The sequence below is a fragment of the Parvibium lacunae genome, assembly GCF_003335215.1.
GTDB lineage: Bacteria > Pseudomonadota > Gammaproteobacteria > Burkholderiales > Burkholderiaceae_D > Parvibium > Parvibium lacunae.
This window is the reverse complement of the sequence record NZ_QPGB01000002.1, coordinates 294,029-315,156: the sequence shown is the minus strand read 5'-3', so window position 1 is coordinate 315,156 and position 21,128 is coordinate 294,029. Positions and strand designations below refer to the sequence as shown.

The 21,128-nt window shown below is 52.0% G+C and carries 22 protein-coding genes and 3 pseudogenes; 12 read left to right on the top strand and 13 right to left on the bottom strand.

Annotation, left to right across the window (positions count from 1 at the left end):
- Positions 1–15 precede the first annotated feature (15 nt).
- Positions 16–726 carry a LutC/YkgG family protein gene (locus tag DU000_RS05590; RefSeq protein ID WP_114402377.1) on the bottom strand — a complete coding sequence of 237 codons (711 nt, stop codon included), beginning with the start codon at positions 724–726 and terminating at the stop codon, positions 16–18.
- A 208-nt stretch (positions 727–934) separates the two neighbouring features.
- On the opposite strand from DU000_RS05590, the gene DU000_RS05585 reads away from it, so the two are divergent.
- The 3 genes from DU000_RS05585 (at position 935) to DU000_RS05575 (ending at position 3,793) form a co-directional block, all read left to right on the top strand.
- Positions 935–1,894, top strand: coding sequence for a TIGR01777 family oxidoreductase (locus DU000_RS05585; protein ID WP_240001816.1), 960 nt, complete (start codon positions 935–937; stop codon positions 1,892–1,894).
- Between the two features lie 65 nt (positions 1,895–1,959).
- On the top strand, positions 1,960–2,283 hold the full coding sequence (gene fdxA, locus DU000_RS05580; protein WP_114402376.1) for a ferredoxin FdxA: 324 nt from the start codon (positions 1,960–1,962) through the stop codon (positions 2,281–2,283).
- 229 nt (positions 2,284–2,512) lie between these two features.
- Complete coding sequence (locus tag DU000_RS05575) at positions 2,513–3,793, top strand: polyhydroxyalkanoate depolymerase (protein WP_114402375.1); 1,281 nt, start codon at positions 2,513–2,515, stop codon at positions 3,791–3,793.
- Positions 3,794–3,824: 31 nt separating this feature from the next.
- On the opposite strand, the gene DU000_RS05570 is transcribed toward DU000_RS05575, so the two are convergent.
- Positions 3,825–4,529, bottom strand: a complete 705-nt coding sequence (locus DU000_RS05570) for a TetR/AcrR family transcriptional regulator (protein ID WP_114402374.1) — start codon at positions 4,527–4,529, stop codon at positions 3,825–3,827.
- A gap of 103 nt (positions 4,530–4,632) precedes the next feature.
- On the opposite strand from DU000_RS05570, the gene DU000_RS05565 reads away from it, so the two are divergent.
- The 5 genes and pseudogenes from DU000_RS05565 (at position 4,633) to DU000_RS05545 (ending at position 8,151) form a co-directional block, all read left to right on the top strand.
- Positions 4,633–5,631, top strand: coding sequence for a GGDEF domain-containing response regulator (locus DU000_RS05565; RefSeq protein WP_114402373.1), 999 nt, complete (start codon positions 4,633–4,635; stop codon positions 5,629–5,631).
- Between the two features lie 65 nt (positions 5,632–5,696).
- Positions 5,697–6,347 carry an electron transport complex subunit RsxB gene (gene rsxB / locus DU000_RS05560; RefSeq protein WP_240001815.1) on the top strand — a complete coding sequence of 217 codons (651 nt, stop codon included), beginning with the start codon at positions 5,697–5,699 and terminating at the stop codon, positions 6,345–6,347.
- Entirely contained in the window at positions 6,344–6,976 is a 633-nt protein-coding gene (gene nth, locus DU000_RS05555; RefSeq protein ID WP_114402372.1) for an endonuclease III, read from the top strand. Before rsxB ends, nth begins: the two co-directional genes overlap by 4 nt.
- A gap of 67 nt (positions 6,977–7,043) precedes the next feature.
- Positions 7,044–7,613, top strand: a pseudogene (locus DU000_RS05550) (TMEM165/GDT1 family protein); the annotation flags it as partial.
- Between the two features lie 115 nt (positions 7,614–7,728).
- Positions 7,729–8,151: a DUF1841 family protein gene (locus tag DU000_RS05545; RefSeq protein ID WP_114402370.1), complete on the top strand. Its 423-nt coding sequence runs from the start codon at positions 7,729–7,731 to the stop codon at positions 8,149–8,151.
- An 18-nt stretch (positions 8,152–8,169) separates the two neighbouring features.
- On the opposite strand, the gene DU000_RS05540 is transcribed toward DU000_RS05545, so the two are convergent.
- The 5 genes from DU000_RS05540 to tfpB all read right to left on the bottom strand — a co-directional run bounded on the left by DU000_RS05540 (position 8,170) and on the right by tfpB (position 12,141).
- Positions 8,170–8,595: a universal stress protein gene (locus DU000_RS05540; RefSeq protein ID WP_114402369.1), complete on the bottom strand. Its 426-nt coding sequence runs from the start codon at positions 8,593–8,595 to the stop codon at positions 8,170–8,172.
- Between the two features lie 161 nt (positions 8,596–8,756).
- On the bottom strand, positions 8,757–9,095 hold the full coding sequence (locus DU000_RS05535) for a c-type cytochrome (protein ID WP_114402778.1): 339 nt from the start codon (positions 9,093–9,095) through the stop codon (positions 8,757–8,759).
- A 69-nt stretch (positions 9,096–9,164) separates the two neighbouring features.
- Positions 9,165–9,491, bottom strand: coding sequence for a c-type cytochrome (locus DU000_RS05530; RefSeq protein ID WP_114402368.1), 327 nt, complete (start codon positions 9,489–9,491; stop codon positions 9,165–9,167).
- Between the two features lie 155 nt (positions 9,492–9,646).
- Positions 9,647–10,273: a LysE family translocator gene (locus DU000_RS05525; RefSeq protein ID WP_114402367.1), complete on the bottom strand. Its 627-nt coding sequence runs from the start codon at positions 10,271–10,273 to the stop codon at positions 9,647–9,649.
- Positions 10,274–10,347: 74 nt separating this feature from the next.
- Entirely contained in the window at positions 10,348–12,141 is a 1,794-nt protein-coding gene (gene tfpB / locus DU000_RS05520) for a type IV pilus assembly ATPase TfpB (RefSeq protein ID WP_205074018.1), read from the bottom strand.
- Between the two features lie 69 nt (positions 12,142–12,210).
- Here tfpB and DU000_RS05515 point away from each other — a divergent pair, with 69 nt between their 5' ends.
- Both DU000_RS05515 and DU000_RS05510 read left to right on the top strand, forming a co-directional pair.
- Positions 12,211–12,573 carry a DUF2322 family protein gene (locus DU000_RS05515; RefSeq protein ID WP_114402365.1) on the top strand — a complete coding sequence of 121 codons (363 nt, stop codon included), beginning with the start codon at positions 12,211–12,213 and terminating at the stop codon, positions 12,571–12,573.
- A 162-nt stretch (positions 12,574–12,735) separates the two neighbouring features.
- On the top strand, positions 12,736–13,230 hold the full coding sequence (locus DU000_RS05510; protein WP_114402364.1) for a hypothetical protein: 495 nt from the start codon (positions 12,736–12,738) through the stop codon (positions 13,228–13,230).
- Between the two features lie 49 nt (positions 13,231–13,279).
- Here the strand turns inward: DU000_RS05510 and DU000_RS05505 are convergent.
- Positions 13,280–14,056: pseudogene (locus DU000_RS05505) on the bottom strand (class I SAM-dependent methyltransferase); the annotation flags it as partial.
- A gap of 109 nt (positions 14,057–14,165) precedes the next feature.
- Between DU000_RS05505 and DU000_RS13065 the strand changes: the two are divergent.
- A complete protein-coding gene (locus tag DU000_RS13065; protein ID WP_275667794.1) occupies positions 14,166–14,294 on the top strand; it encodes a hypothetical protein in 129 nt (42 codons plus the stop codon).
- Between the two features lie 82 nt (positions 14,295–14,376).
- On the opposite strand, the gene htpG is transcribed toward DU000_RS13065, so the two are convergent.
- Positions 14,377–16,305 carry a molecular chaperone HtpG gene (gene htpG, locus DU000_RS05500; RefSeq protein WP_114402362.1) on the bottom strand — a complete coding sequence of 643 codons (1,929 nt, stop codon included), beginning with the start codon at positions 16,303–16,305 and terminating at the stop codon, positions 14,377–14,379.
- A 255-nt stretch (positions 16,306–16,560) separates the two neighbouring features.
- Between htpG and DU000_RS05490 the strand changes: the two genes are divergently transcribed.
- Positions 16,561–18,579 carry a putative bifunctional diguanylate cyclase/phosphodiesterase gene (locus DU000_RS05490; RefSeq protein ID WP_114402360.1) on the top strand — a complete coding sequence of 673 codons (2,019 nt, stop codon included), beginning with the start codon at positions 16,561–16,563 and terminating at the stop codon, positions 18,577–18,579.
- Between the two features lie 30 nt (positions 18,580–18,609).
- Here DU000_RS05490 and rlmH read toward each other — a convergent pair whose 3' ends face one another.
- From rlmH to hemF, 4 genes and pseudogenes are all read right to left on the bottom strand, one after another.
- Positions 18,610–19,080 (bottom strand): 23S rRNA (pseudouridine(1915)-N(3))-methyltransferase RlmH, encoded by a 471-nt coding sequence (rlmH, locus tag DU000_RS05485; protein ID WP_114402359.1) that lies wholly within the window; start codon positions 19,078–19,080, stop codon positions 18,610–18,612.
- Positions 19,081–19,104: 24 nt separating this feature from the next.
- A pseudogene (rsfS, locus tag DU000_RS05480) lies at positions 19,105–19,443 on the bottom strand (ribosome silencing factor); the annotation flags it as partial.
- Positions 19,440–20,180 (bottom strand): nicotinate (nicotinamide) nucleotide adenylyltransferase, encoded by a 741-nt coding sequence (gene nadD, locus DU000_RS05475; protein WP_147266966.1) that lies wholly within the window; start codon positions 20,178–20,180, stop codon positions 19,440–19,442. The pseudogene rsfS and the gene nadD, both read right to left, overlap by 4 nt.
- Before the next feature lie 14 nt (positions 20,181–20,194).
- Positions 20,195–21,127 carry an oxygen-dependent coproporphyrinogen oxidase gene (hemF, locus tag DU000_RS05470; protein WP_114402356.1) on the bottom strand — a complete coding sequence of 311 codons (933 nt, stop codon included), beginning with the start codon at positions 21,125–21,127 and terminating at the stop codon, positions 20,195–20,197.
- Between the last annotated feature and the right edge of the window lies 1 nt (position 21,128).

Here is a 21,128-nt window from a genome sequence, read left to right as displayed (position 1 = left end):
ATTTTTGCATCAATTTCATTCGTGCAAAATAATCACATGCAGACGATAGGGGCCATGTGCGCCTAGCACAATGGTTTGTTCGATATCGCCAGTGCGTGATGGGCCTGAAATAAAACTCAGTGCCCGTGGCAGGGTTGGTTGATGAGAGTTTTCGGGGCCTAAAGAGGTAGAAGCCGTGCTGCTGGCTTGAAAGCGTGCAAAGACTTCTTCCATGTAAGGCACTATTTGCGTGCTGCGCACCAGGGCTATATGTGTTTCGGGCAGCAGGCTGGTTGCGCTGGGGCTGTCTGGTCCGGAACAGAGCGCGAGGGTCCCCGTTTCTGCAATCGCCGCAAAAACACTGGTAATACCAACCAAGTCATCTGCGCGTGGGGCGTCGTAGTGCAGCTCTAATCCTGCTGCTTGCCAATCGAGGTGACGGAATTCAGGCCAGGCTGTGGCTCGGTTAGGCAACTGTTGTGCGGCTAAGTAGGCTGCGACTGCTTGCGGGAATTCAGCCAGGCTATTAATTTCTGCATAAGTGCTGGACATACGCTTGGTTTGTGTCAGGAACTGCGCGTAGGCTGACTCACTCAGTCTTGGCTGCGGGCCTATGGATTGGGCCGCGAGATAGGCTTCGGCTTCTGCGCGGGCTTGATCTCGGGTGCCGGGTAAGACGCCAAGCTGTTGCCGAATTTTTTGCATGACTTCAGCCCGGCTGTCGGTAAATTGCGGTGATTTTTTCATTTTTAAGTGTTTGCTTAATAACAGCTGGAGGATAACAAGTCCCTCACTGAATAGCAAGTGATGTCCTGGCCTGATAGCCTAGCTCTCAGCCTGCAAATGACAAGGAATTCGATTAAGCTTGTGTGCATCAAGGCAAAAGTAGGATTGGTAAACCGGGCTATTGCAAGTAAGGTAGATGGATAGTGCGCAATGATCTAAGGAGACTGTAATGATGGCAGGACAAACAGAGGTGCCCTGGGCCTCGCAGCATATTCTGATTACGGGTGGCTCAGGATTCATTGGACAACATTTGACACGTCGATGGCTAGGCCTCGGGGCCAAGGTGACGGTACTGACTCGGCGCCCGCAGAAAACCCAGGCTTTGTATGCGGGTACGGATGGATATGAGCGTTTGCAGGTCGTGTCTGCACTGGCGGCGATCGAGGCATCAGAACGAATTGATTGGGTGGTGAATCTCGCAGGTGCGCCGATTCTTGGCCCGCGCTGGACTGCAGCACGGCAGCAAACTTTGCTGGCCAGCCGAGTGCAGAGTACACAGGCATTAACCGCATGGTTACAGACTCGCTCTCAGCTCCCTCGTTTGGTTCTAAGTGCTTCTGCTATTGGCTACTATGGCATTCAACCGGCGGGTGATATGCGTTCACTTGCGGAGGACAGTCCACCGCAGCCGATCTTTATGTCGACACTTTGTCAGCGATGGGAGGCCGCAGCGCAGGTGGGCGCCCGCTGGCCTGTCGCAATATTTCGCTTAGGCGTGGTGTTAGGGCGGCAGCAGGCACTGCCAATGATGTTGCTGCCAATCAAATTGGGGCTGGGCGGGCGCTTGGGGCAAGGTAACCAATGGCTATCTTGGATTCATATTACCGATGTGGTCCGCGCTATCGAGTGGCTTGTTCAACGTCATTTGCAGGGTGAGGGAATCTCAGCGGTGTATAACTTGACTGCGCCACAGCCTATCACTCAACTTGAGTTTGCCCACACTGCAGGGGCCTTGTATCGCCGTCCAGTCTGGTTTTCTACGCCCGCTTGGTCGATGCGGACTCTCTTGGGTGAACAAGCCGATTTACTCTTGGAAGGCCAGCGGGTCGTGCCACAGCGCCTACTGAATCAGGGATTCGTCTTCGATTACCCATCATTGCAAGTCGCGCTAGCTGATTTGCAGGCTTAACTATGGGTAGTCTGATGGAATCAGGTAAAATAGCAAATTATGTTTAAACACGCCGCGAGATTGGTATGACCCACGTTGTGACTGAAGCCTGTATTAAATGCCGCTACACCGATTGTGTGGATGTTTGCCCAGTGGATTGTTTCCGCAAAGGGCCGAATTTCTTGGTGATTGATCCCGATGAGTGTATTGATTGCGCAGTGTGTATTCCAGAATGCCCGGTGAATGCGATCTATGCGGAGGAAGATGTGCCTGATGATCAGCGTCAATTCATCGAAATTAACGCCGAGTTGACTAAAAAATGGCCAAGCATTACGCGCATGGAGCCTCATGTTGCCGATGCAGACGAATGGGCCAAGGTAAAAGACAAGCTCCAATACCTCGAGCGTTGATGCTTCTTGTTTTGTTCTCGTTCTCATAAAGCCAAGCCCTCTCGCTTGGCTTTTTTACAGGAATACTCTAATTTTTCGCTGCAGCGGCGACTCTGCGCTGCCGATACCTCAAAAAGTGATGCGGGTAAATGAAAATGATGCGTTGCACAAAACTCATTTCCGGCGGATAATCATCGACACAATAACGCGCTCGCTGGTTTTGGCTCAGCTAGGATTAATGGAGTAAGAAATGCTGTATCAGTTGCATGAAATTCAACGGCAAATGCTGAATCGGGTGAGTTCTTGGGCTGAAATGAGTGCCCAACTCTTCTCCAATCCCTACAGCCCGCTGGCCTATACCCCCTTTAGTAAACGTATCTCTGCTGGCTACGATTTATTGCATCGGCTCGGCAAAGAGTATGACAAACCCGCATTTGGGCTAACGGTGACCTCGGTTGAGGGCCACGAGGTTGCGGTGAATGAGGAAGTGGTGGTCGCCAAACCCTTCTGTAAGCTGCTGCATTTTGCGCGTGATCTGAGCGCGACGCCGCTACAAAGCCGGGCTGCAGACCCAACGGTGTTGTTGGTTGCGCCATTATCAGGCCACCATGCAACACTCTTGCGCGATACCGTGCGCGCCTTACTCCCAGAGCATGATGTTTATATCACCGATTGGGTAGATGCCCGTCTGGTGCCCCTCTCAGCAGGGGAATTCCACCTTGATGATTATGTGCATTATGTGATCGAGTTTCTGCAGTTGCTGGGGCCCAATGTGCATGTCATCTCAGTCTGCCAACCCACCGTGCCGGTGCTGGCAGCGGTATCGCTCATGGCGGCAGCTAACGATCCTAAACTGCCGCTTTCAATGACCATGATGGGGGGACCGATTGATGCCCGTCGCTCGCCCACGGCGGTGAATGCGCTAGCGATTAAAAAGCCTTTCAGTTGGTTTGAGAATAATGTGATTTATACCGTGCCGGCCAAGTATCCCGGCTATTTACGGCGGGTGTACCCTGGCTTTTTGCAGCATGCGGGCTTCGTGGCGATGAATCCAGATCGCCATGTGCAATCGCACTGGGATTACTACGAGCATTTGATGAAGGGGGATGACCAAAGTACAGATGCCCATCGCGCCTTCTATGATGAATACAACGCGGTACTTGATCTACCTGCAGAGTATTATCTGGAAACAATCCGCACGGTTTTTCAAGAATATTTGCTACCCGAAGGCCGTTGGCATGTGCGAGGTGAGCGGGTTGCGCCTGAGTCAATTCGGCAAGTCGCCTTATTTACGATTGAGGGTGAGCTGGACGATATTTCAGGGAGTGGCCAAACCCGCGCTGCGCATGATTTGTGTTGCAATATTCCCGCCGACCATAAGCAGCATCTTGAAGTCACTGGCGCGGGCCATTATGGTATTTTCAGCGGGCGACGCTGGCGCACCGTGGTTTGCCCGCAGATTCGTGATTTTATTCGTCAGCATGAAGTCCGCATCGGTGCAGCACCCAAGCGTGCGAACCGCCGTGGCTAAAGCATGAGTAAATCACAAGCATCAGTCAGCACTAGTGCTGACGTAAATAAGCCAGTACCATTTCCAGGTTGCTGGCATAACGAGCGCGCCGTGCCGCTACGCTCGTTATATCTCGGCCTAAAACCGCAGCAATGGTGTGCTGGTTAGAAATATAAAAGTAGCCCAGTGATCCAATTTTGATATACGCCTCTGCGGCATCAATATCTGCACGAAACAGGCCTTGCTTGACGCCCTCAGCCAAAATGTCACCCAGGTGGCTGACAAGCGGTGATAACAGTTCTTGCAGGCGAGCCGAGCGTTTGAGGTGTTTGGCCTGATGTAAGTTTTCACTGTTAAGCAATCGCACTAACTCAGGATGATCCCAGTAATAGTCCCAGATAAAGCAGCAGAGGGTTTGTATCGCTTTTTCTGGCTCGGCCAAGTCGAGCTCCAGTGCCCTTTCTGCGGCAACAAAAGAGAGATAGGCACGTTCAAGTACTGCCAAAAAGAGCTTTTCTTTGCTGCCGAAGTAGTAATACAGCATGCGTTCATTACTGCCTGCCCGCTTGGAAATTCGATCCACCCGCGTTCCGCCCAAGCCATGGCGGGCAAATTCACTGGTAGCCGCATCTAAAATTTTGAGCCGGGTGCGCTCCGGGTCGCGCTTGATCGGCGTTTTGGTCGTTTTAGAAAGTGCTGATTTTGCCGTTAAGCTAGAAGATGAAGCCGCTTTGGGTTTATGAGTAGGATTCGGCATCGGGGCGGGTGGCAGTTAAGCTTGTCATAGTGCGGCAATATAACGTGTTGCGCTGATAAGTTCAATCATAGAGCGAGACAGAACAGATAAACCAACGACGATCATGCTAACAATTTTGGTGGTGGATGACTCTAAAACGTTACGTTTCGCTCTGTCTAAAATGATCGAAAAGATGGGGCACAAAGCGATTCTTGCTAGTAATGGCGAGGAAGCGATGCACCTATTCAAGCGCGAGCGTCCAGGCTTGGTGTTGTTGGATGTGATGATGCCCGATACCGATGGTTATACGGTTGCGCAGCAAATGCGCCGATATCGCATTGACGATTGGGTGCCGATTATTTTTCTGTCCGCGAAAGAAGACGATCAAGATCTAGAGCGAGGGATTGAGGCCGGTGGCGATGATTATTTGGTCAAGCCAGTGAGCTATGTGGTGCTGAGCGCCAAGATCCGCGCTATGCAGCGCATTGACGATATGCGTCAGCGGTTGTTACAGCTCTCGCAGGAGTTAGCGCAGGCAAACATGGAATTGGAAATCCAGTCACATCAAGATGGTCTCACGGGGCTGGCTAATCGCCGCTTTTTTGATAGCTATTTGGCCCAAGAAATCGGGCGTTTGCGACGTAGTCAGGGCTGGCTGAGTCTCTTGCTTTGCGATGTTGATCATTTCAAAAAATATAACGACGGCTACGGTCACTTAGCTGGCGATGAGTGCTTGCAAGTGATTGCTGAGTCGATGCGTCACGCGTGTCAGCGCCCCACGGATATCGCGGCGCGTTATGGGGGCGAGGAGTTTGCTGTCGTCTTGCCAGATACCGACCCAGATGGCGCCATCGTGGTGGCGCGCAATATCATGCGTAATGTGGCGGTGCGTGCCTTGCCACATGCTTACTCTCCAACCAGTCTCCATGTGACCGCTAGTTTGGGCATAGCCAGTGTTCGAGTGACTCCAGACCTTACCAATGCAGCCCTGATTTTGCGGGCTGACGAGGCTCTTTATCAGGCTAAAAGTGGTGGGCGTAACCGCTATTTCATCTACGCTGGCCTGACGGCGCGTCGGGCAGATGAGGACGCTGGTGATACCCTTAAACACATAGAGGGATAGGTCATCCTGAATCGGTGGGCAGTTATAATCGCAGATTGATCGATTCCCCTGCTCCTCAGACTGCTGTGTCATCCCTGGCCGACGATATTCACGATTTATTGCCCCAAACCCAATGCACTAAATGCGGTTATCAGGGCTGCCGTCCCTATGCGGAAGCGATTGCCAATAACGCCGCCGAGATCAATCAGTGCCCACCCGGTGGCGCGGCGGGTATCGCGAAACTGGCTGCACGTCTGGGCCGTCCTGTGATTCCTCTAAACCCAGTTCACGGCGTTGAAGCGCCGCGTCGGGTTGCCATGATTCGTTCCGAGTGGTGTATTGGCTGTACGCTCTGTATTCAAGCTTGTCCTGTTGATGCGATTGTCGGTGCTGCCAAACAAATGCATACCGTGATTGCCGATTGGTGTACCGGCTGCGATTTATGTGTGGCACCATGCCCTGTGGCTTGTATTGAGATGATCAGTCCGGAACCCCCCTTACCCCAGTGGCAGGCGCGCGATGCCGCGCTAGCGCGCAGCCGTTATGAAGCGCGTCAAGCGCGTTTGCAGCGTGAGCAGATTGAAAATGAAGAACGGCTGCGCCGCAAAGCGGAGGCCAAATTGGCAGAACTCAATGCCTTACAGAAAACGCATCCAGATGATCCGACGCTACTGCGCAAACAGCAGCTCGTGGCAGCCGCAATAGAGCGTTCTAAAGCGGGAGACGGGGCGGTATGAATGCACAAAAACGTCGCGAGATGTTTCTGCGTTGGCAGGCAGATAATCCCAAGCCCACCACAGAATTGCATTACACCAGCCCATTTGAGTTGCTGATTGCGGTGATGCTCTCGGCTCAAGCAACCGATAAAAGTGTGAATCTCGCGACCGCCAAATTATTCAAGGTGGCGAATACCCCGGCACAAATTGCGGCACTCGGTGAAGCGGGCATCATTCCTTATATTCAAACGATTGGCTTATTTCGGAGCAAGGCAAAACACGTGATTGCGACCTGCGAACTCTTGTTACGCCAGCATACTGGTGAGGTCCCGGCTGAGCGCGCGGCACTTGAGGCGTTGCCGGGGGTAGGGCGTAAGACAGCGAATGTGATTTTGAATACCGCATTTGGACAACCGACGATCGCCGTTGATACCCATATTTTCCGGGTGAGCAATCGCACGGGGCTGGCACCAGGTAAAACCGTGTTGGCAGTTGAACAAAAGTTACTGAAAGTGGTGCCTGCAGAATTTAAGGTAGATGCGCACCATTGGTTAATTCTGCATGGGCGCTATGTTTGTCAGGCTCGTAAGCCTCGCTGCGCTGAGTGCATGATGCAGGATTTATGTGACTATCGATTTAAAACGAGTTAATTGCTAATACGCGCCTGTTACGTCAAGCGTCGCAGGGGCCAACGTTCACAAAGGTTTACAGCCCATGATTGAAGCATTGTTGTCTTCCACCACCCTCGTTGCGATCAGTGAAATGGGGGATAAAACCCAGCTTTTAGCCCTGGTGCTGGCCGCTCGCTTTCGCCAACCTTGGCCGATTATTGCCGGGATTTTTGTTGCCACCATTTTTAATCATGCCGCTGCCGGCTGGGTCGGCAATGTATTGGCTGGTTGGCTAGATCCTGCCTGGTTACAATGGGGCTTAGCGACATCGCTGCTGCTAATGGCTGGCTGGATGCTGATTCCCGATAAAGTCGATGAAGCCGCGCTGCCACAAGCGGGCAAGCATGGCGTTTTCTGGACCACGACAGTGGCATTTTTTATCGCCGAGTTAGGAGATAAAACTCAAATTGCGACGGTGCTCTTGGCAGCAAAATATGCCGCCTGGGAGACGTGGGGGCTGGTGGCCGTTGTGATGGGCACAACTCTGGGGATGTTATTAGCGAATGTGCCAGTGGTGCTAATCGGCCAGAAAGCAGCGAAAAAATTACCCTTACGGCTGATTCATGGGCTTGCTGCTGGGTTATTCCTGATTCTTGCGATCTTGACGCTCTTAGCGCCCAGAAGCCATTTTCAGCTTGCCCCGCCATCTCACGCCGCAACGCCTGCAGTGCTGCAACAGGGGGCAATGGCGCAGGCGTCAGTATCAGCTTGTCAACTTGAGAGACAGCTTTATGTTTAACCCGAGTCGCACGCAAGTCCGGCAATTTTTTATGGCATGTTGGGCCAAGCGCCACAGCCCCAAAAGCATGACGCCCTTGGAAAAAATGGGGTTTGCCGCAGTCCTTTGGCATCCCGAATATCACGCCATATTGGCAGATTCAGATCAGCTCGGTCAGGATTATGCTGATGGCGAATATCACACCAATCCTTTTCTGCATCTTTCTATGCATTTGGCCGTTAGCGAGCAGCTATCGATTGATCAGCCGCCGGGTATCGTGCCGATTTATCAGGGTTTAACCCGTAAATTCGATTCAGAGCATCAAGCGGCTCATGCAGTGATGGATTGTTTGGCGGAGATTGTCTGGCAAGCCCAACAGCAAGGGCAGATGCCAGACAGCCAAGCTTACTTGCAACGTTTACAACAACAGTTGTAGCTCAAAAACGTGTAAGGGTCATTCGCGAATCAACAGCACGGGCACTTTGCAAGCAGCCAGGACCTTGCGCGCTACTGAGCCAAGGAACAGGCCACTGAATGCGCCCCGACCATGGGATCCCATGATGACCATATCAAATTTTCCTTTTTCGGCGAGTTTGGCAATCTCTTCGCCAGCATCCCCTCGTTTGCTCGTGATTTTGTAGTCTTGTTTCGCGGCATCAAGCAGTTTGCGGGCACTGGCGGTCGCGCTTTCGACTTGTTCAGCGTGATAGGCCGCTAAAGTTTCTTTATCAATGTGCGCACTGATATGGCCGGGGAGAGAGGGATAAACGTGTGCCAGTGTGAGCGATACTTGTTCGCCAAAGACTGACTTATGCGACAAGAGGTACTTAACTGCGAACTTACTGTAATCGCTGCCGTCAACGGGTAATAGAATTTTCATGCCGTGGTTCCTTTCATCATGGGTTGATTTCCTTCTCTGCTACACCTCGAACTTACGGGTCAATGCACTGCTACTCGTCTAAATTCATGGTGTCTTGAGTGTAGAGAATAAAAAGCCGCAAAAGTTGCGGCTGATAGGATCAGGGTTTGCGCTAGATCAACTTATCGGTAGCTTAGGGTTCCTTTGAGGCTAGCAAAATAAGCGGAGAGATTTTCTAAGTCTTTCTTGCTCAGCTTCTCCACTTGGCCTGCCATGATGGCATTTTTACGTGCGCCGCTCTTGTAATCTTTTAACGCTTGCAGCAGATAGTCCTGTTTTTGACCTGCAAGCTTGGGATAACTCGGATCGAGTGGCACATTCCAATCTTTGTCATTGCCTGTGACTTTTGCATGGCAAGCCGCACATTGGGCATCTGCCAGTTTTTGGCCTGCAGCCTTATCGGCAGCCATCGCACCGAGACTCGCGGTTAGCAGGGCAATCAGTGTGATTGTCTTTGTCATTTGCATCATTTTCTCCAGGGGGAGGGCAAGGTGAAGCAGGGCTTGCCCGATAAATTGGTCACCAGTCCGTTATTTGCTGCCGTAATACGCGGCCAAGTCAGCAATGTCCTGATCGCTCAGCTGTTTGGCAATACCACGCATGGTGGGGTGGCTACGCTCGCCTTTCTTATAGGCATTTAATGCCGCTTCGATGTATTTGGCGTTTTGGCCTTTGATTAACGGTACGGAGTAAACGGTCGGGAAAGAGGCTTTGTAGTCAGGAATCTGATGGCAGCCGATACACATGGATATTTTTGCTTCAGCCGCTTTCGCATTACCCTCGGCAGCATTAACAGGTGCCGTTGCCGCAAGAAAGAGGGCGCTGAGGCAGAAAAAGGATTTGATGGAGAATGTCATGATTTATATCAAACAGTTCTAAGAAAGCGTCATTGTAGGGCATAGCCAGCCCGCTTCACAAGCAAGATAGGGAGTTTTTCTTGAGAGCGTCGGCTTGGTGCTGCGATTAATTCCTAGTTTAGCGGCAGCTTATTCGTCTAGAGCGATGGGCTGCCTTATTGGCAAATCATCCATCCCCCTGTGATGATCAGCCCGATGGCCATGCTGCCAAAAAACAGCCGTCGCCCCACTGGTTTTTGCAAGTGGCCTTGCAAGCGGGCACCACACACGGCCCACAGGGCGACACATGGAAAATTGACGCACACCAAGACTACTGTCAAATACAAACAAGCCAGCCACCAGGGCCAGCCACTCGGTAAAAATAGGGTTACCGTGTTGAGAGCCATGACCCATGCTTTGGGGTTGACGAACTGAAATAGTGCGGCTTCGACAAACCTGATCGGTTGTCTAACTTCCGGGGTTGCAATCACGGCGCTATGCCATAAACGCCATGCCAAATAGAGTAAGTAGGCTGTTCCCAAGCTTTTGAGAGCGACATGTAGCCAAGGGGCATGCAGGAAAAGTTGTCCCAGTCCCAAGGCAATCGCCACTGTTTGCAGGGCATGCCCCCAGCCAATACCGAGCATGTGGGGCAGGGTGCGTTTAAAACCAAAGGCGGCACCAGAAGCGGTCACCAACACGTTATTGGGGCCGGGCGTGACCGACATGATGGCGAAATAGCTGATAAACGACAGCGTATGTGTCCAGAACAGGGAAGGGGAGCTGATCAATAAGGTATCCATAAGCCAGCTTAACGGCTAGGTGGCATCACCACCAGATACAGCGCCCGTAAAATTGCAACAGGACAGAAACGCGATCAGTTAGGTTTTTCTGGCTCGACAGCAGGGGCTACTTTTAGTACCTCTTCCAGCGTCGTGAGGCCCGCTGCAATCTTGAGCGCGCCGGAAACCCGTAAGGTTTTCATGCCATCTTTCATGGCCTGTAAGCGCATGGCAGAGAGATTGGGCGCTTGGGTAAGGAGTAGGCGAATGGCGTCATTCATCAGCATCACTTCATAGATCCCTGCGCGTCCTTTATAGCCGGTGTTTCGACATTCCAGACAACCAACTGGTCGATACACGTGGGTCGGCGCTTTCATTTTCCAGGGGGCAATCAGACTGTGCCAGATATCCTCAGGAATCGGTTCACCAACCACTTTGCAATGCGGGCAGAGTGTTCGGACCAAGCGTTGTGCCATAACGCCGAGAATGGTGGCATTCATTAAATAGGACGGCACGCCTAGCTCCAGCATGCGGGTCAGGGCCGAGGGGGCATCGTTGGTATGCAGTGTCGATAAGACGAGGTGGCCGGTTAATGACGCTTGAATCGCCATTTCTGCGGTGGCCAGATCACGAATTTCCCCCACCATAATAATATCAGGGTCTTGTCGCATCAGTGCTCGTAAGCCATCAGCAAAGCCCAAGTCAATACCATGCTGGACTTGCATCTGATTAAAGCTGGGTTCCACCATTTCGATGGGGTCTTCCACCGTACACACATTGACTTCTTCGGTTGCTAGCGATTTCAGGGTGGAATAGAGGGTCGTCGTTTTACCTGAGCCAGTTGGGCCAGTCACGAGAATAATCCCCGTTGGACTCTGGGTCATTTGTTGCCAGCGGGCTGAGTCTTCCTCAGAGAAACCGAGCTCGGTCAGATCACGTAACAAGACTTCGGGGTCAAAAATCCGCATCACCAACTTTTCCCCAAAAGCAGTGGGTAAGGTAGAGAGGCGCATTTCGACTTCTTCCCCGCTGGGGGTGCGGGTTTTGATTCGGCCATCTTGTGGGCGACGCCGTTCAACCACATCCATACGCCCTAAAATTTTAATCCGAGCGATCATGGCACTCATCACCGAGATCGGGACTTGATAGACCTGGTGCAAGACGCCATCAATTCGAAACCGGACTAAGCCCTGCTCACGTCGGGGTTCCATGTGTATATCACTGGCGCGTTGCTCAAAAGCGTACTGCAAGAGCCAATCGACCACATGCACAATGTGGGCATCGTTGGCATCCAGTTGCCGCCCACTCTGGCCCAGTTCAACCAATTGTTCAAAGCTTTGTTGATTATTGACCGCGCCGGTTTTGGCTGCATTGCGTACCGAGCGCGCCATGCTGTAAAACTCAACGATATAACGATCAATATCTTCTGGGTTAGCAAAAACTCGCTTGAAATCCTTTTTCAAAATCGGCTTGAGCTCGGCCTCCCAGTCGTTAAGATAGGGTTCCGCAACCGCCAGCGTTACGGTGGTTGGATTGACTTCCAACGGCAGAATTTTGAAGCGTGAGGCATAGGCGCTCGACATCACTTCCGTGACGCGCTGTATATCAACGCGCAGTGGGTCAATATGGGCATAAGGCAGGCCAATCTCTTGCGCAAACCACTCGGTAAGCCATTCGAGTTGCAGAACCTTATGCGGGGGTAATAGTGATTTCAAGCGCTGCTCTGCCACAAAACTCAGGGGATGCATGTCGGCACGCTTCAGGCGGCCATTCACCTTTAAGCGCTCGGCGGTGTCGGCATTCACATGCCCCGCTTTCAAGAGTGCCCGCATCACGGTTCCGACCGTTAATTTACTATTTTCGGGGTCTTTTTTGGCAGTTGCATTCATGCTCGGCATCACTTACCTTGATTTACAATCAGCAAAGCTTAAAACACTTTATAAGATGGATAAAGAAATATGACTCAGCCAACCCCACAAAGCCTACAAATCAGCGACAAATTCAGCGAAAACCTTGCGCAACTGCCCGAGCAACCCATGTTGGCTGCACTGGCACTGCATGACGCCCAAGGCCAACTGCTTGCCACGATTGAAAACAAACCAGGTCAAGCAGGTTCCGTGCGCGTTTACGCTTGGCTCGCCAGCCAGTTTGGCCGCGTTACGCCAGAGGCGGCAAGCTTGGGGCTAGAAATTTATGCTGAACATACTGCCGATGCGCAAGCCAACCCCGGTAAACACCCCAATATTGATCGTCTATTTCAGATTCAAGCCAGCGGGCAAGCGCTCACCGTACACCCCATGGCACAAGCACAAGGGCACTAAAGGCAGGGTTCGCCCGTCGATTTCACCCCCAGTCATGGCCTTTAGCTGTGGTTTGTGTGAGGTGCTGTTAGAGTTGTAGTAGGTCTGGTTAATGTGTAGTGGGGGCGGCGTTGGGGTGGGTGAGCGTGGGCCATAAAAACGTAGGAAAAAGGAAAACGAATAATGTCTATCAGTAACCCTCACCCGCTCTCGGTCAGCGATAAAGGTGCTGGTTTGATGCCATGGGGATACTATTGTTTTTGCCTTAACTATGCTTTATTGGGAATTTTTTTATACGCGATAGGGGGATTACTTTTTGAGGCTGAATACTGGTTTAGCTACCTGTGGGCTAATGCGTTGCTAATTTGTTGGGTGATTGATCAACGCAAATTTATTCGGGCCTGTTTTACTGAGCCGGAGCGCTTTTTCCTTAGTGAGGTGACCCTGGCAAAACGAGTGGTACGCTACGCGGTGATAGCAACCGTCATCAATGTCGCAGGTGGTATTCAGTATTTGTGTGGAGGGGATTTACCGCTGATTCCCCATCAAGAAATATATAGCTGTTTAGCTGGGAAAGATTTAACCCCAAACTGGTTTTGCCAGCATTTTTCGCTTGAAATGCCATTCCTAGATTTGCCCGCACCCGCAGAGCCAGCCACTGAGTTGCAATCAAAATAAATAGCCGACGCTATCTTCAATCATGGGGCGCAGCTTCAAAAAAGCGAAATTAGATGACTAAAATCGGCGCCAGATTACTCCCCATCTGCTGCAAACGCTGGTGTAAACCTTTTACCCATTTCCGCGCGGGCAAATCGTATTGCGCTTCTACCGCCAAGGCCCGTTGGTAGAGTGCTTCCCAGCTCACTTCTAACGCCGGGCCATTAAATGCCAGGGCAATCACATTGCCTTGGTGGACTTCGGGTAAACACAGCACCCGGTCATCAAACGCGGCGCGCAGGTTGGTGAGATTGCGAACGAAACTGGGGTGATCCCCAAACAAATTCACGGTGAGCATGCCGGGGCGGCGCAGCGCACGGCGGCAAGCCTGATAGAACGCCAGGCTTTCGAGCACTGGGCCACGGGCAGTGGCATCGTATAAATCCACTTGCAGCACATCCACAGTACGCGCCCGTTTGGGGTGGGCAACCCATTCAGCTGCATCTTGTTCAAGCACGGTAAGGCGGTCGTCTTCGGGTGGCAAGGCAAACATACTGTGGGCGCAGGCGATCACATCGGGATTCAGCTCTACCGCTGTCACCGCCGTTTGCGGCAGCAATTGCCAGCAAGCTTTGGTGAGTGACGCTGCGCCTAAGCCCAGCTGCGCCACATGCTGAGGAGCATCCAGAAATAGTAGCCAGGCCATCATTTGCTGGGCATATTCCAGCTCTAGCTTAAACGGCTTGCGCAGGCGCATAGCGCCTTGTACCCATTCGGTTCCAAAGTGCAGATAGCGCACCCCTGCTTGCTCGGAAAAGGTAACGGGGGCGTAGAGCGGCGTGCGCGGTGTTTTTTTCTGATTTGACATACGAAGTTAGGAAGCCGATAGCGGCATTGGCGATTACAGTTGAGTCTTGTATAATACTCGGTCTGTTTCTTGATTACTGGAGTCCATCATGGCCGAGCGTAGCCGCACCCGTCGTAATACTCTTGAGCGTCGCTGCCTGGGAAAAGCATTCAAACGTTTGTTTGTTAACTCGCCCAAAGCAGTGTTCAAAATGCTGGAAAAAGTCAAAAAAGCCTAACTGATTGGCCAGACTTTAATAGCGAGCAGCATGCTCAAAAAAATCCCCGCAGCAATGCGGGGATTTTTTATTTCGCCTCCCTTCAGGCTGCGATGAGTAGTTTGTTGAGTCGTTTTACAAACGCGGCAGGGTCTTGCGGTTGCCCGCCTTCCGCCAAAATCGCTTGATCTAATAGCAGCGCGGCCCAGTCTTGAAAGTCCGTTGCTTCATCGGGCAGCGCCCGCACGCGTTGAATTAAGGGATGCTCAAGATTGATTTCAAGAATCGGTTTGCTAACTGGCGCTTGTTGCCCGGCAGCCTTTAACATTCGTTGCAAGTGTAGGCTCATTGCACCTTCTTCGGCCACGATACAGACCGGCGATTCGACCAGGCGCGCTGAGACTTGAACGCTCTTTATTTGTTCTTGTAGCGCCTGTTGAAGGCGTTCAATAAAGGGCTTGTGGGCTTCGGTGGCGGTCGCTTGTGCCTGTTTTTCCGTGTCGTCGGCCAGTTTGTCTAGATTAGCGCTGCCCTTGGCAATCGATTGCAGTGACTTTTCTGCAAAGCTGGATAGGTAGCTCAGCATCCATTCATCAACGCGATCGGTCAGTAATAAGACTTCAATCCCCTTTTTACGGAAAATTTCGAGGTGAGGGCTCGCCAGGGCAGCGGCGTAAGACTCTGCGGTCAGGTAGTAAATGTGTTCCTGTTCCGGTTTCATCCGCGCGACATAGGCTGCTAGGCTCACGGTTTGTTCACTGCTATCTTGTTGCGTTGAGGCGAAGCGCAGTAATTTTGCGAGCCGCTCTTGATTGGCGAAATCTTCAGCCACCCCTTCTTTGAGGGTGTTACCAAATTCGCGCCAGAAAAGGGCGTAATCGTTTTGGTCTTGGTCGTTTTCACTCTCGGCCAACTCTTCGAGCATGCTTAATACACGCTTGGTGCAGCCCTCGCGAATGGCTTTTACATCACGGGATTCTTGTAAGAGTTCACGCGAGACATTTAAAGGCAGATCACTTGAATCAACGACCCCTTGCACAAATCGGAGGTAAGCGGGCAGCAGTTGCTCGGCATCTTCCATGATAAAGACACGGCGGACATACAGTTTCAGGCCACGCTTTTGGTTGCGGTCCCATAAATCATGCGGCGCTTGACGGGGGAGATAGAGTAATTGGGTGTATTCGCTGCGGCCTTCAACCCGGTGGTGGGCCCACTTGAGGGGTTTGCCGTTGCCAAAGCTGAGGCTCTCAAAGAAGCGCTCGTAATCTTCTGCGCTGAGTTCAGATTTGCTGCGTGTCCATAGTGCATTGGCTTGGTTGATGGTTTCCCATTCGTCTTTCACTTCCATGGTTTGTTTCTCGGCATCCCAGCTTTCCTGTTGGATTTGGATGGGAAAGGCGATATGGTCAGAGTAGCGCTTGACGACTTCCCGTAACTTCCAGCTACTGAGCCACTCATCCTCACCTTCGCGCAAATGCAGGGTCAGGCACGTGCCAATCTGATCTTTTTCGATGGTTTCGACACTGAATTCGCCACTGCCATCAGATTCCCACCGCACCGCACTATCTGCGGGGGCATCGGCGCGGCGGCTTTCAACCGTAACGCGCTCGGCCACAATGAAAGCCGAGTAAAAGCCAACCCCAAATTGGCCAATGAGCTGCGCATCTTTGGCTTGGTCGCCAGATAATTGGGCAATGAAGTCACGTGTCCCGGATTTGGCAATCGTGCCCAGGTGTTGAATCGCTTCTTCGCGCGACATGCCAATCCCGTTATCTTCAATACTGAGGGTGCGGGCGGCCTTGTCAGCGCGCAAACGAATCGTAAAATCGTTTGCGTTTGTTGTAGACAGAGCGGGTTTTAAGTGCCCACTATTGATGCCAAAGCGCAATTTGTCGCAGGCATCTGACGCATTAGAGATCAATTCGCGTAAAAATATTTCTTTGTTGCTATACAAAGCATGGATCATCAGGTGCAATAGACGTTGTACTTCCGCCTGAAATCCGAGGGTTTCTTTTTGCGTTGCAGCATTCATGGTTAATCTCGACTCCTATAGCATTAAGTTAAAAGAATTTATGCCGTCTATCTTAATGAGACATAGGCTCATGCCTCAATCGTATTGGCGTTGGTGTCAAAGGGGACCTATATCGGTTGAGAAGCAATCCGGCTGTCTGTTTTTTGATCTATTCGGACAGGGTTCCCCCGCTATCTTTAGAGGTAAGGGCGAGCTGCTATTTTTCAAGCGAGTTAGTGGGTTGGATTTAGGGCAAAAAGAAAGTTGGGCGTCACATTGCTAAAAAAGATCAGGAAATTTCTGCGTCGCGTATTTGGCATACAGCAAACCCTGTATTTGCTTGCTATCTTGGGCGTTTTATTGCCAGCATTGGTGGTTTTTCCGATGCTGATGCAACGTTTGCAACATGAGGCCACGGCACAGCAAAATCAAATCAATGCCACGCGCATGAATCAACTTCTGCCGGCCTTGCGCGTTAACTTGTGGAATCTTAACCGCGCGGGGGTGATCCAGGCGACACAACTCGCGTTGCAGGATCCTGGTGTCATTCAAATTCGGGTCTATACCCAGCAATCAGCGCTGCCCTATCACTCCGTCGGTAAAACGACACCTGCTGGCTCCGGCCCCTTGCTTGAGGTTAGCCAAGACATCATTGAGCGTGGCGAAAAGCTTGGGCACGTCGTGTTACTGGTGCAAAGAGGGCTTGCGAACAGCCTGTGGTATGAGCTGACCTACTGGGGGATGCCGTTGGTCGTCGTGCAACTGATCTTAACGGTATCACTTGTCAGTCTAGGCTTGCATTGGCGAGTCCTCCATCCCTTACATCGGCTCAGTAACCAAGCCCAACGGATTGGTAACCTTGACCTGCTAGAGCGCCCTAATTGGTTACCTTATGACGCCTTTGGCAGGCTTGGTATCCGCTTGAATGCGATGAGCGAAAAGCTTCAAGGCTTATTTGCGGAGGTGACTGAGCGTAAGCGTGCAATGGAGTTCTTAGCGCTATTTGATCCCCTCACCGGGTTACCAAACCGGACCATGCTGCGCGAATTGAGTCAGGCCAGTATCGCGGAAGCCGCCCGCAGTGGCCGGCGCTTTGCCGTGCTATTTATTGATTTAGATGGTTTTAAGCATGTCAATGATTCATTGGGTCACTCGGTTGGCGATGAATTACTCCGGCAAGTTGCGGCTCGCCTGCGTGTCGCCCTGCGGAATGCCGATCGTGTTGGGCGGCAAGGGGGCGATGAATTTATTGTGGTATCTGGTGAAATTCGGAATTGGGATGAGGCCACCTATATCGCAGAGCGGATTATTGATGCTGTCGGTCAGCCGTATGAGCTCGCGGGACAGCCTGTGCATGTTACCCCTTCGATTGGCGTGACCATTTTTCCTGATGATGGCGAAGACTACGATACGCTGGTCAAAAATGCGGATGCAGCCATGTACAAAGCCAAAGAACGCGGCAAAAATGCCTTCCAGTTCTTTACTGCAGACATGAATCAATCGGCGCATGAAACGCTGAAAATAGAAAGTCAGCTCTTGCATGCGCTGGAGCGCAAGCAGTTTATGTTGTACTACCAGCCGATTATTGAAGTCGCCAGTGGCCGCTGTGTTGCCCTTGAAGCCTTGTTGCGTTGGAAGCATCCTGAATTGGGGTTGCTCAGTCCCACCAATTTTATGCATGTGGCGGAGGAGCGCGGGCTAATCATGCCGATCGGTAACTGGGTGATTGCGGAAGCATGTCGGCAGATGGCAGATTGGCGCGATAAGGGGCGCACATTGGTTCCGCTCGCGGTTAATGTCTCCCTGGTTCAGTTTCGGATGCAGCAGCTAGCGCACACCATACATGAAGCCATTTTGCGGCACCAAATTAGCCCACGGCAATTCAGTATCGAGATGACGGAAAGTTCTCTGATGCAAGACGTTGAGGCTACCATTGCCACCGTTGAGGCCTTGCGCGGGATCGGCATTTCATTTGCTGTTGATGATTTTGGAACCGGCTACTCCTCACTCGCCTCACTCAAACGCTTCAAACCGAACAAGTTAAAAATTGATCGATCTTTTGTTCGCGATATCCCGCGTGATGTCGATGATGTACAAATGACAACCGCTATTTTAGATTTGGCGCGCAGTTTGAATATTGAGGCAGTCGCAGAAGGGGTGGAAACCCCTGAGCAACTTGAGTTTTTGCGCCGCGAAGGGTGCGCCTTGGCACAGGGCTATCATTTCTCACCGCCCTTGCCGCCGGATGATCTCCTGGCTTGGCTGGATAAAAACGCGGATCTGCCCGTCGTGTGATTGTCAGTTCAGCCTGCAAGACTGGCTTGCTCAATCGCGGTGATACGGGTGGCCCACCGTGAGTGACCAGGCTCGATAAAGCTGTTCTGCCAATAAAACACGAACCAGACCATGTGGCAACGTTAGGCTAGACAGCCGCAGGCGTTCATGGGCATTTTCTTTAAAGACAGGATCGAGCCCATCTGCTCCACCAATCACGAAGGTGATATCTCGATATTGTTGCTGCCAAGCTTGAATCTGTTGACTCAATACTTGGGTGGGCCAGGTTTGGCCACGTTCATCGAGGACGACGATGAAACTGTGCTTGGGGAGAGCCGCTTCAATTCGGTCTGCTTCGGCACGCATCATTTGCGCGGGGGTTTTGCCACCGCTGCGGGGTTCGGGTTTGATTTCTTTGAGGGTTAATTGCCATTCAGCCAGTAAACGCTTGGCGTACTCCTGGTAGCCCGTTTGAATCCATGCTGGCATTTTGTGGCCAACCGCGAGCAAATGAAAGGGCATTCCTCAATTGCCTTTTTCTGTCGTGAGTTTGACGCGCACCGGTTTACGACCCCAGACCGCTTCAATATCGTAGTAAGCCCGAATCGCGGGTTGCATGATATGAACAACGATATCGCCGGCGTCAACCAGTACCCACTCGCCACTCTCTTCCCCTTCGCAGCCAACAATCGTGCCACCATTTTCGCGAACTTTATCCATCACATTCTTAGCGAGAGCGCGGGTTTGGCGGTTAGATTGACCGCTGGCAATAATCACGCGATCAAATAGGTCACTTTCTTCAGTGGTGTTGAATACCTGAATATCTTGCGCTTTGATATCTTCTAAAGCATCAACAATGGTGCGTTGCAATTTTTGTGTATTCATAAGGCGACTGTGTAGAGCTGATGTTGTTGAATGTAGTCGAGAACCGTTTGCGGGACAAGTAAATTACTCGCTTGATTTGCGTTAGGCTGAGCCAGTTGGTGCCAAGCACTGCCGCCCGCGCGAATCTGTGTCGAAGAAATAGCATGCGGCGCCATCTGCAGTGAAAAGAAATAGCCCGATGCACTTTCGCCTAAGGCGCTGGCACGATTCGTCGTGCGCTCGCCCAGCAACGCTTGAATCGCAGGGGGATACACATACGTCTGCCCGTCGGTCTTCAGACGCGGCACATACGCAAAGTGGCAGAGCGTCAGCAAACTTTCCCAATCATGCCAAGTGGGTAAATTGACGAGTTGATCGGTGCCCAGTAACCAAATCAGGGAAACGTCTTGCCCCAATTCTTGACGCAAGCTGCGTAGCGTATCAACGGTGTAGGTTGGGTGCCGTATAAGTACCCGCGAGGCTTCTACGTGCTGTAATTCGCGTTCATCAATTTGCCAGTGGCCATTTGCCTGACTCTGTTTCGCGTCGGCGAGGGCGAGCCTCAACATCGCTAAGCGATGTTCGATGGGGGTGCGCAAAGTGGGTTTTTGCCAGGGTTGCCCCGCCGGGATGAAACGCAGCTCATCTAATCCCAGTTGAGTTTGGGCGGCGTGTGCCAAGGCTAAGTGCCCGGCATGAACGGGGTCGAAGGTCCCGCCCAATAAGCCAACTTTACGCATTCTGCGCACTGTGCTCACGGCGTTCACTGCGCTTAAATCCAATCCCGTGCGGGTAAAAAGCGCTCGTACAGCGCGGCTTCAGCGCTGCCTGCTTCGGGTTGCCAGTTGTAGCGCCAGGTCACATTAGGTGGCATGGAAAGCAGTATGGATTCGGTGCGTCCGCCCGACTGCAAACCAAAATGGGTGCCACGATCAAACACGAGATTAAACTCGACATAGCGGCCACGCCGATAGGCTTGGAAGTCGCGTTCGCGTTCGCCATAGGGTAGGTGTTGCCGGCGTTCAATAATCGGTAAGTAGGCTTCCAGGAAATGATCGCCAACCGAACGGGTGAGGGCAAAACTTTGTTCAAAACCCAGCTCATGAAAATCATCAAAAAATATCCCGCCAATGCCACGCGCTTCCTGGCGATGTTTGAGGTAGAAGTATTCATCGCAGGCTTGTTTGAAGCGCGGATAGTAGGCCTCACCCGTCGGGCTTTGAAAGGGGCTGAGACTACGCTGACAAACCTGGTGAAAATGCACCGCATCGGCTTCATCTAGGTAGTACGGGGTGAGATCCATACCACCGCCAAACCAGAAAATTGCCTCCCCGTCTTTTTTCTCAGCGACAAAGCTGCGTACATTCATGTGCACGGTGGGGCATTGTGGATTACGGGGGTGCAGAACCAGTGACACGCCAATTGCCTCCCACGCGCAGCCAACTAATTCTGGGCGCTGTGCGGTGGCAGAGGGCGGGAGTTGTTGCCCGGTAACGTGCGAAAAGCCGACGCCCGCCCGTTCAAAGAAGTTACCGTTCTCGACAATACACGTGACACCATTGCCGCCGAGTGCTGCGCCTTCAGGCTTAGCCCATTCGTCGCGCAGGAAGGCTTTGCCATCAAAGGCTTCAAGGGCGCTGACGATCTGCGCTTGCAGGTTAGAAAAATAGGGCCGCAGGGGTGCGCGCAGGTCGTCTAAGGGCATG

Coding starts and splice junctions, on each gene's coding strand:
- DU000_RS05590 (WP_114402377.1), bottom strand. CDS start 726: ATGAAAAAATCACCGCAATTTACCGACAGCCGGGCTGAAGTCATGCAA.
- DU000_RS05585 (WP_240001816.1), top strand. CDS start 935: ATGATGGCAGGACAAACAGAGGTGCCCTGGGCCTCGCAGCATATTCTG.
- fdxA (WP_114402376.1), top strand. CDS start 1,960: ATGACCCACGTTGTGACTGAAGCCTGTATTAAATGCCGCTACACCGAT.
- DU000_RS05575 (WP_114402375.1), top strand. CDS start 2,513: ATGCTGTATCAGTTGCATGAAATTCAACGGCAAATGCTGAATCGGGTG.
- DU000_RS05570 (WP_114402374.1), bottom strand. CDS start 4,529: ATGCCGAATCCTACTCATAAACCCAAAGCGGCTTCATCTTCTAGCTTA.
- DU000_RS05565 (WP_114402373.1), top strand. CDS start 4,633: ATGCTAACAATTTTGGTGGTGGATGACTCTAAAACGTTACGTTTCGCT.
- nth (WP_114402372.1), top strand. CDS start 6,344: ATGAATGCACAAAAACGTCGCGAGATGTTTCTGCGTTGGCAGGCAGAT.
- DU000_RS05545 (WP_114402370.1), top strand. CDS start 7,729: ATGTTTAACCCGAGTCGCACGCAAGTCCGGCAATTTTTTATGGCATGT.
- DU000_RS05540 (WP_114402369.1), bottom strand. CDS start 8,595: ATGAAAATTCTATTACCCGTTGACGGCAGCGATTACAGTAAGTTCGCA.
- DU000_RS05535 (WP_114402778.1), bottom strand. CDS start 9,095: ATGACAAAGACAATCACACTGATTGCCCTGCTAACCGCGAGTCTCGGT.
- DU000_RS05530 (WP_114402368.1), bottom strand. CDS start 9,491: ATGACATTCTCCATCAAATCCTTTTTCTGCCTCAGCGCCCTCTTTCTT.
- DU000_RS05525 (WP_114402367.1), bottom strand. CDS start 10,273: ATGGATACCTTATTGATCAGCTCCCCTTCCCTGTTCTGGACACATACG.
- tfpB (WP_205074018.1), bottom strand. CDS start 12,141: ATGAATGCAACTGCCAAAAAAGACCCCGAAAATAGTAAATTAACGGTC.
- DU000_RS05515 (WP_114402365.1), top strand. CDS start 12,211: ATGACTCAGCCAACCCCACAAAGCCTACAAATCAGCGACAAATTCAGC.
- DU000_RS05510 (WP_114402364.1), top strand. CDS start 12,736: ATGTCTATCAGTAACCCTCACCCGCTCTCGGTCAGCGATAAAGGTGCT.
- DU000_RS13065 (WP_275667794.1), top strand. CDS start 14,166: ATGGCCGAGCGTAGCCGCACCCGTCGTAATACTCTTGAGCGTCGCTGC.
- htpG (WP_114402362.1), bottom strand. CDS start 16,305: ATGAATGCTGCAACGCAAAAAGAAACCCTCGGATTTCAGGCGGAAGTA.
- rlmH (WP_114402359.1), bottom strand. CDS start 19,080: ATGCCCTTTCATTTGCTCGCGGTTGGCCACAAAATGCCAGCATGGATT.
- hemF (WP_114402356.1), bottom strand. CDS start 21,127: ATGCCCTTAGACGACCTGCGCGCACCCCTGCGGCCCTATTTTTCTAAC.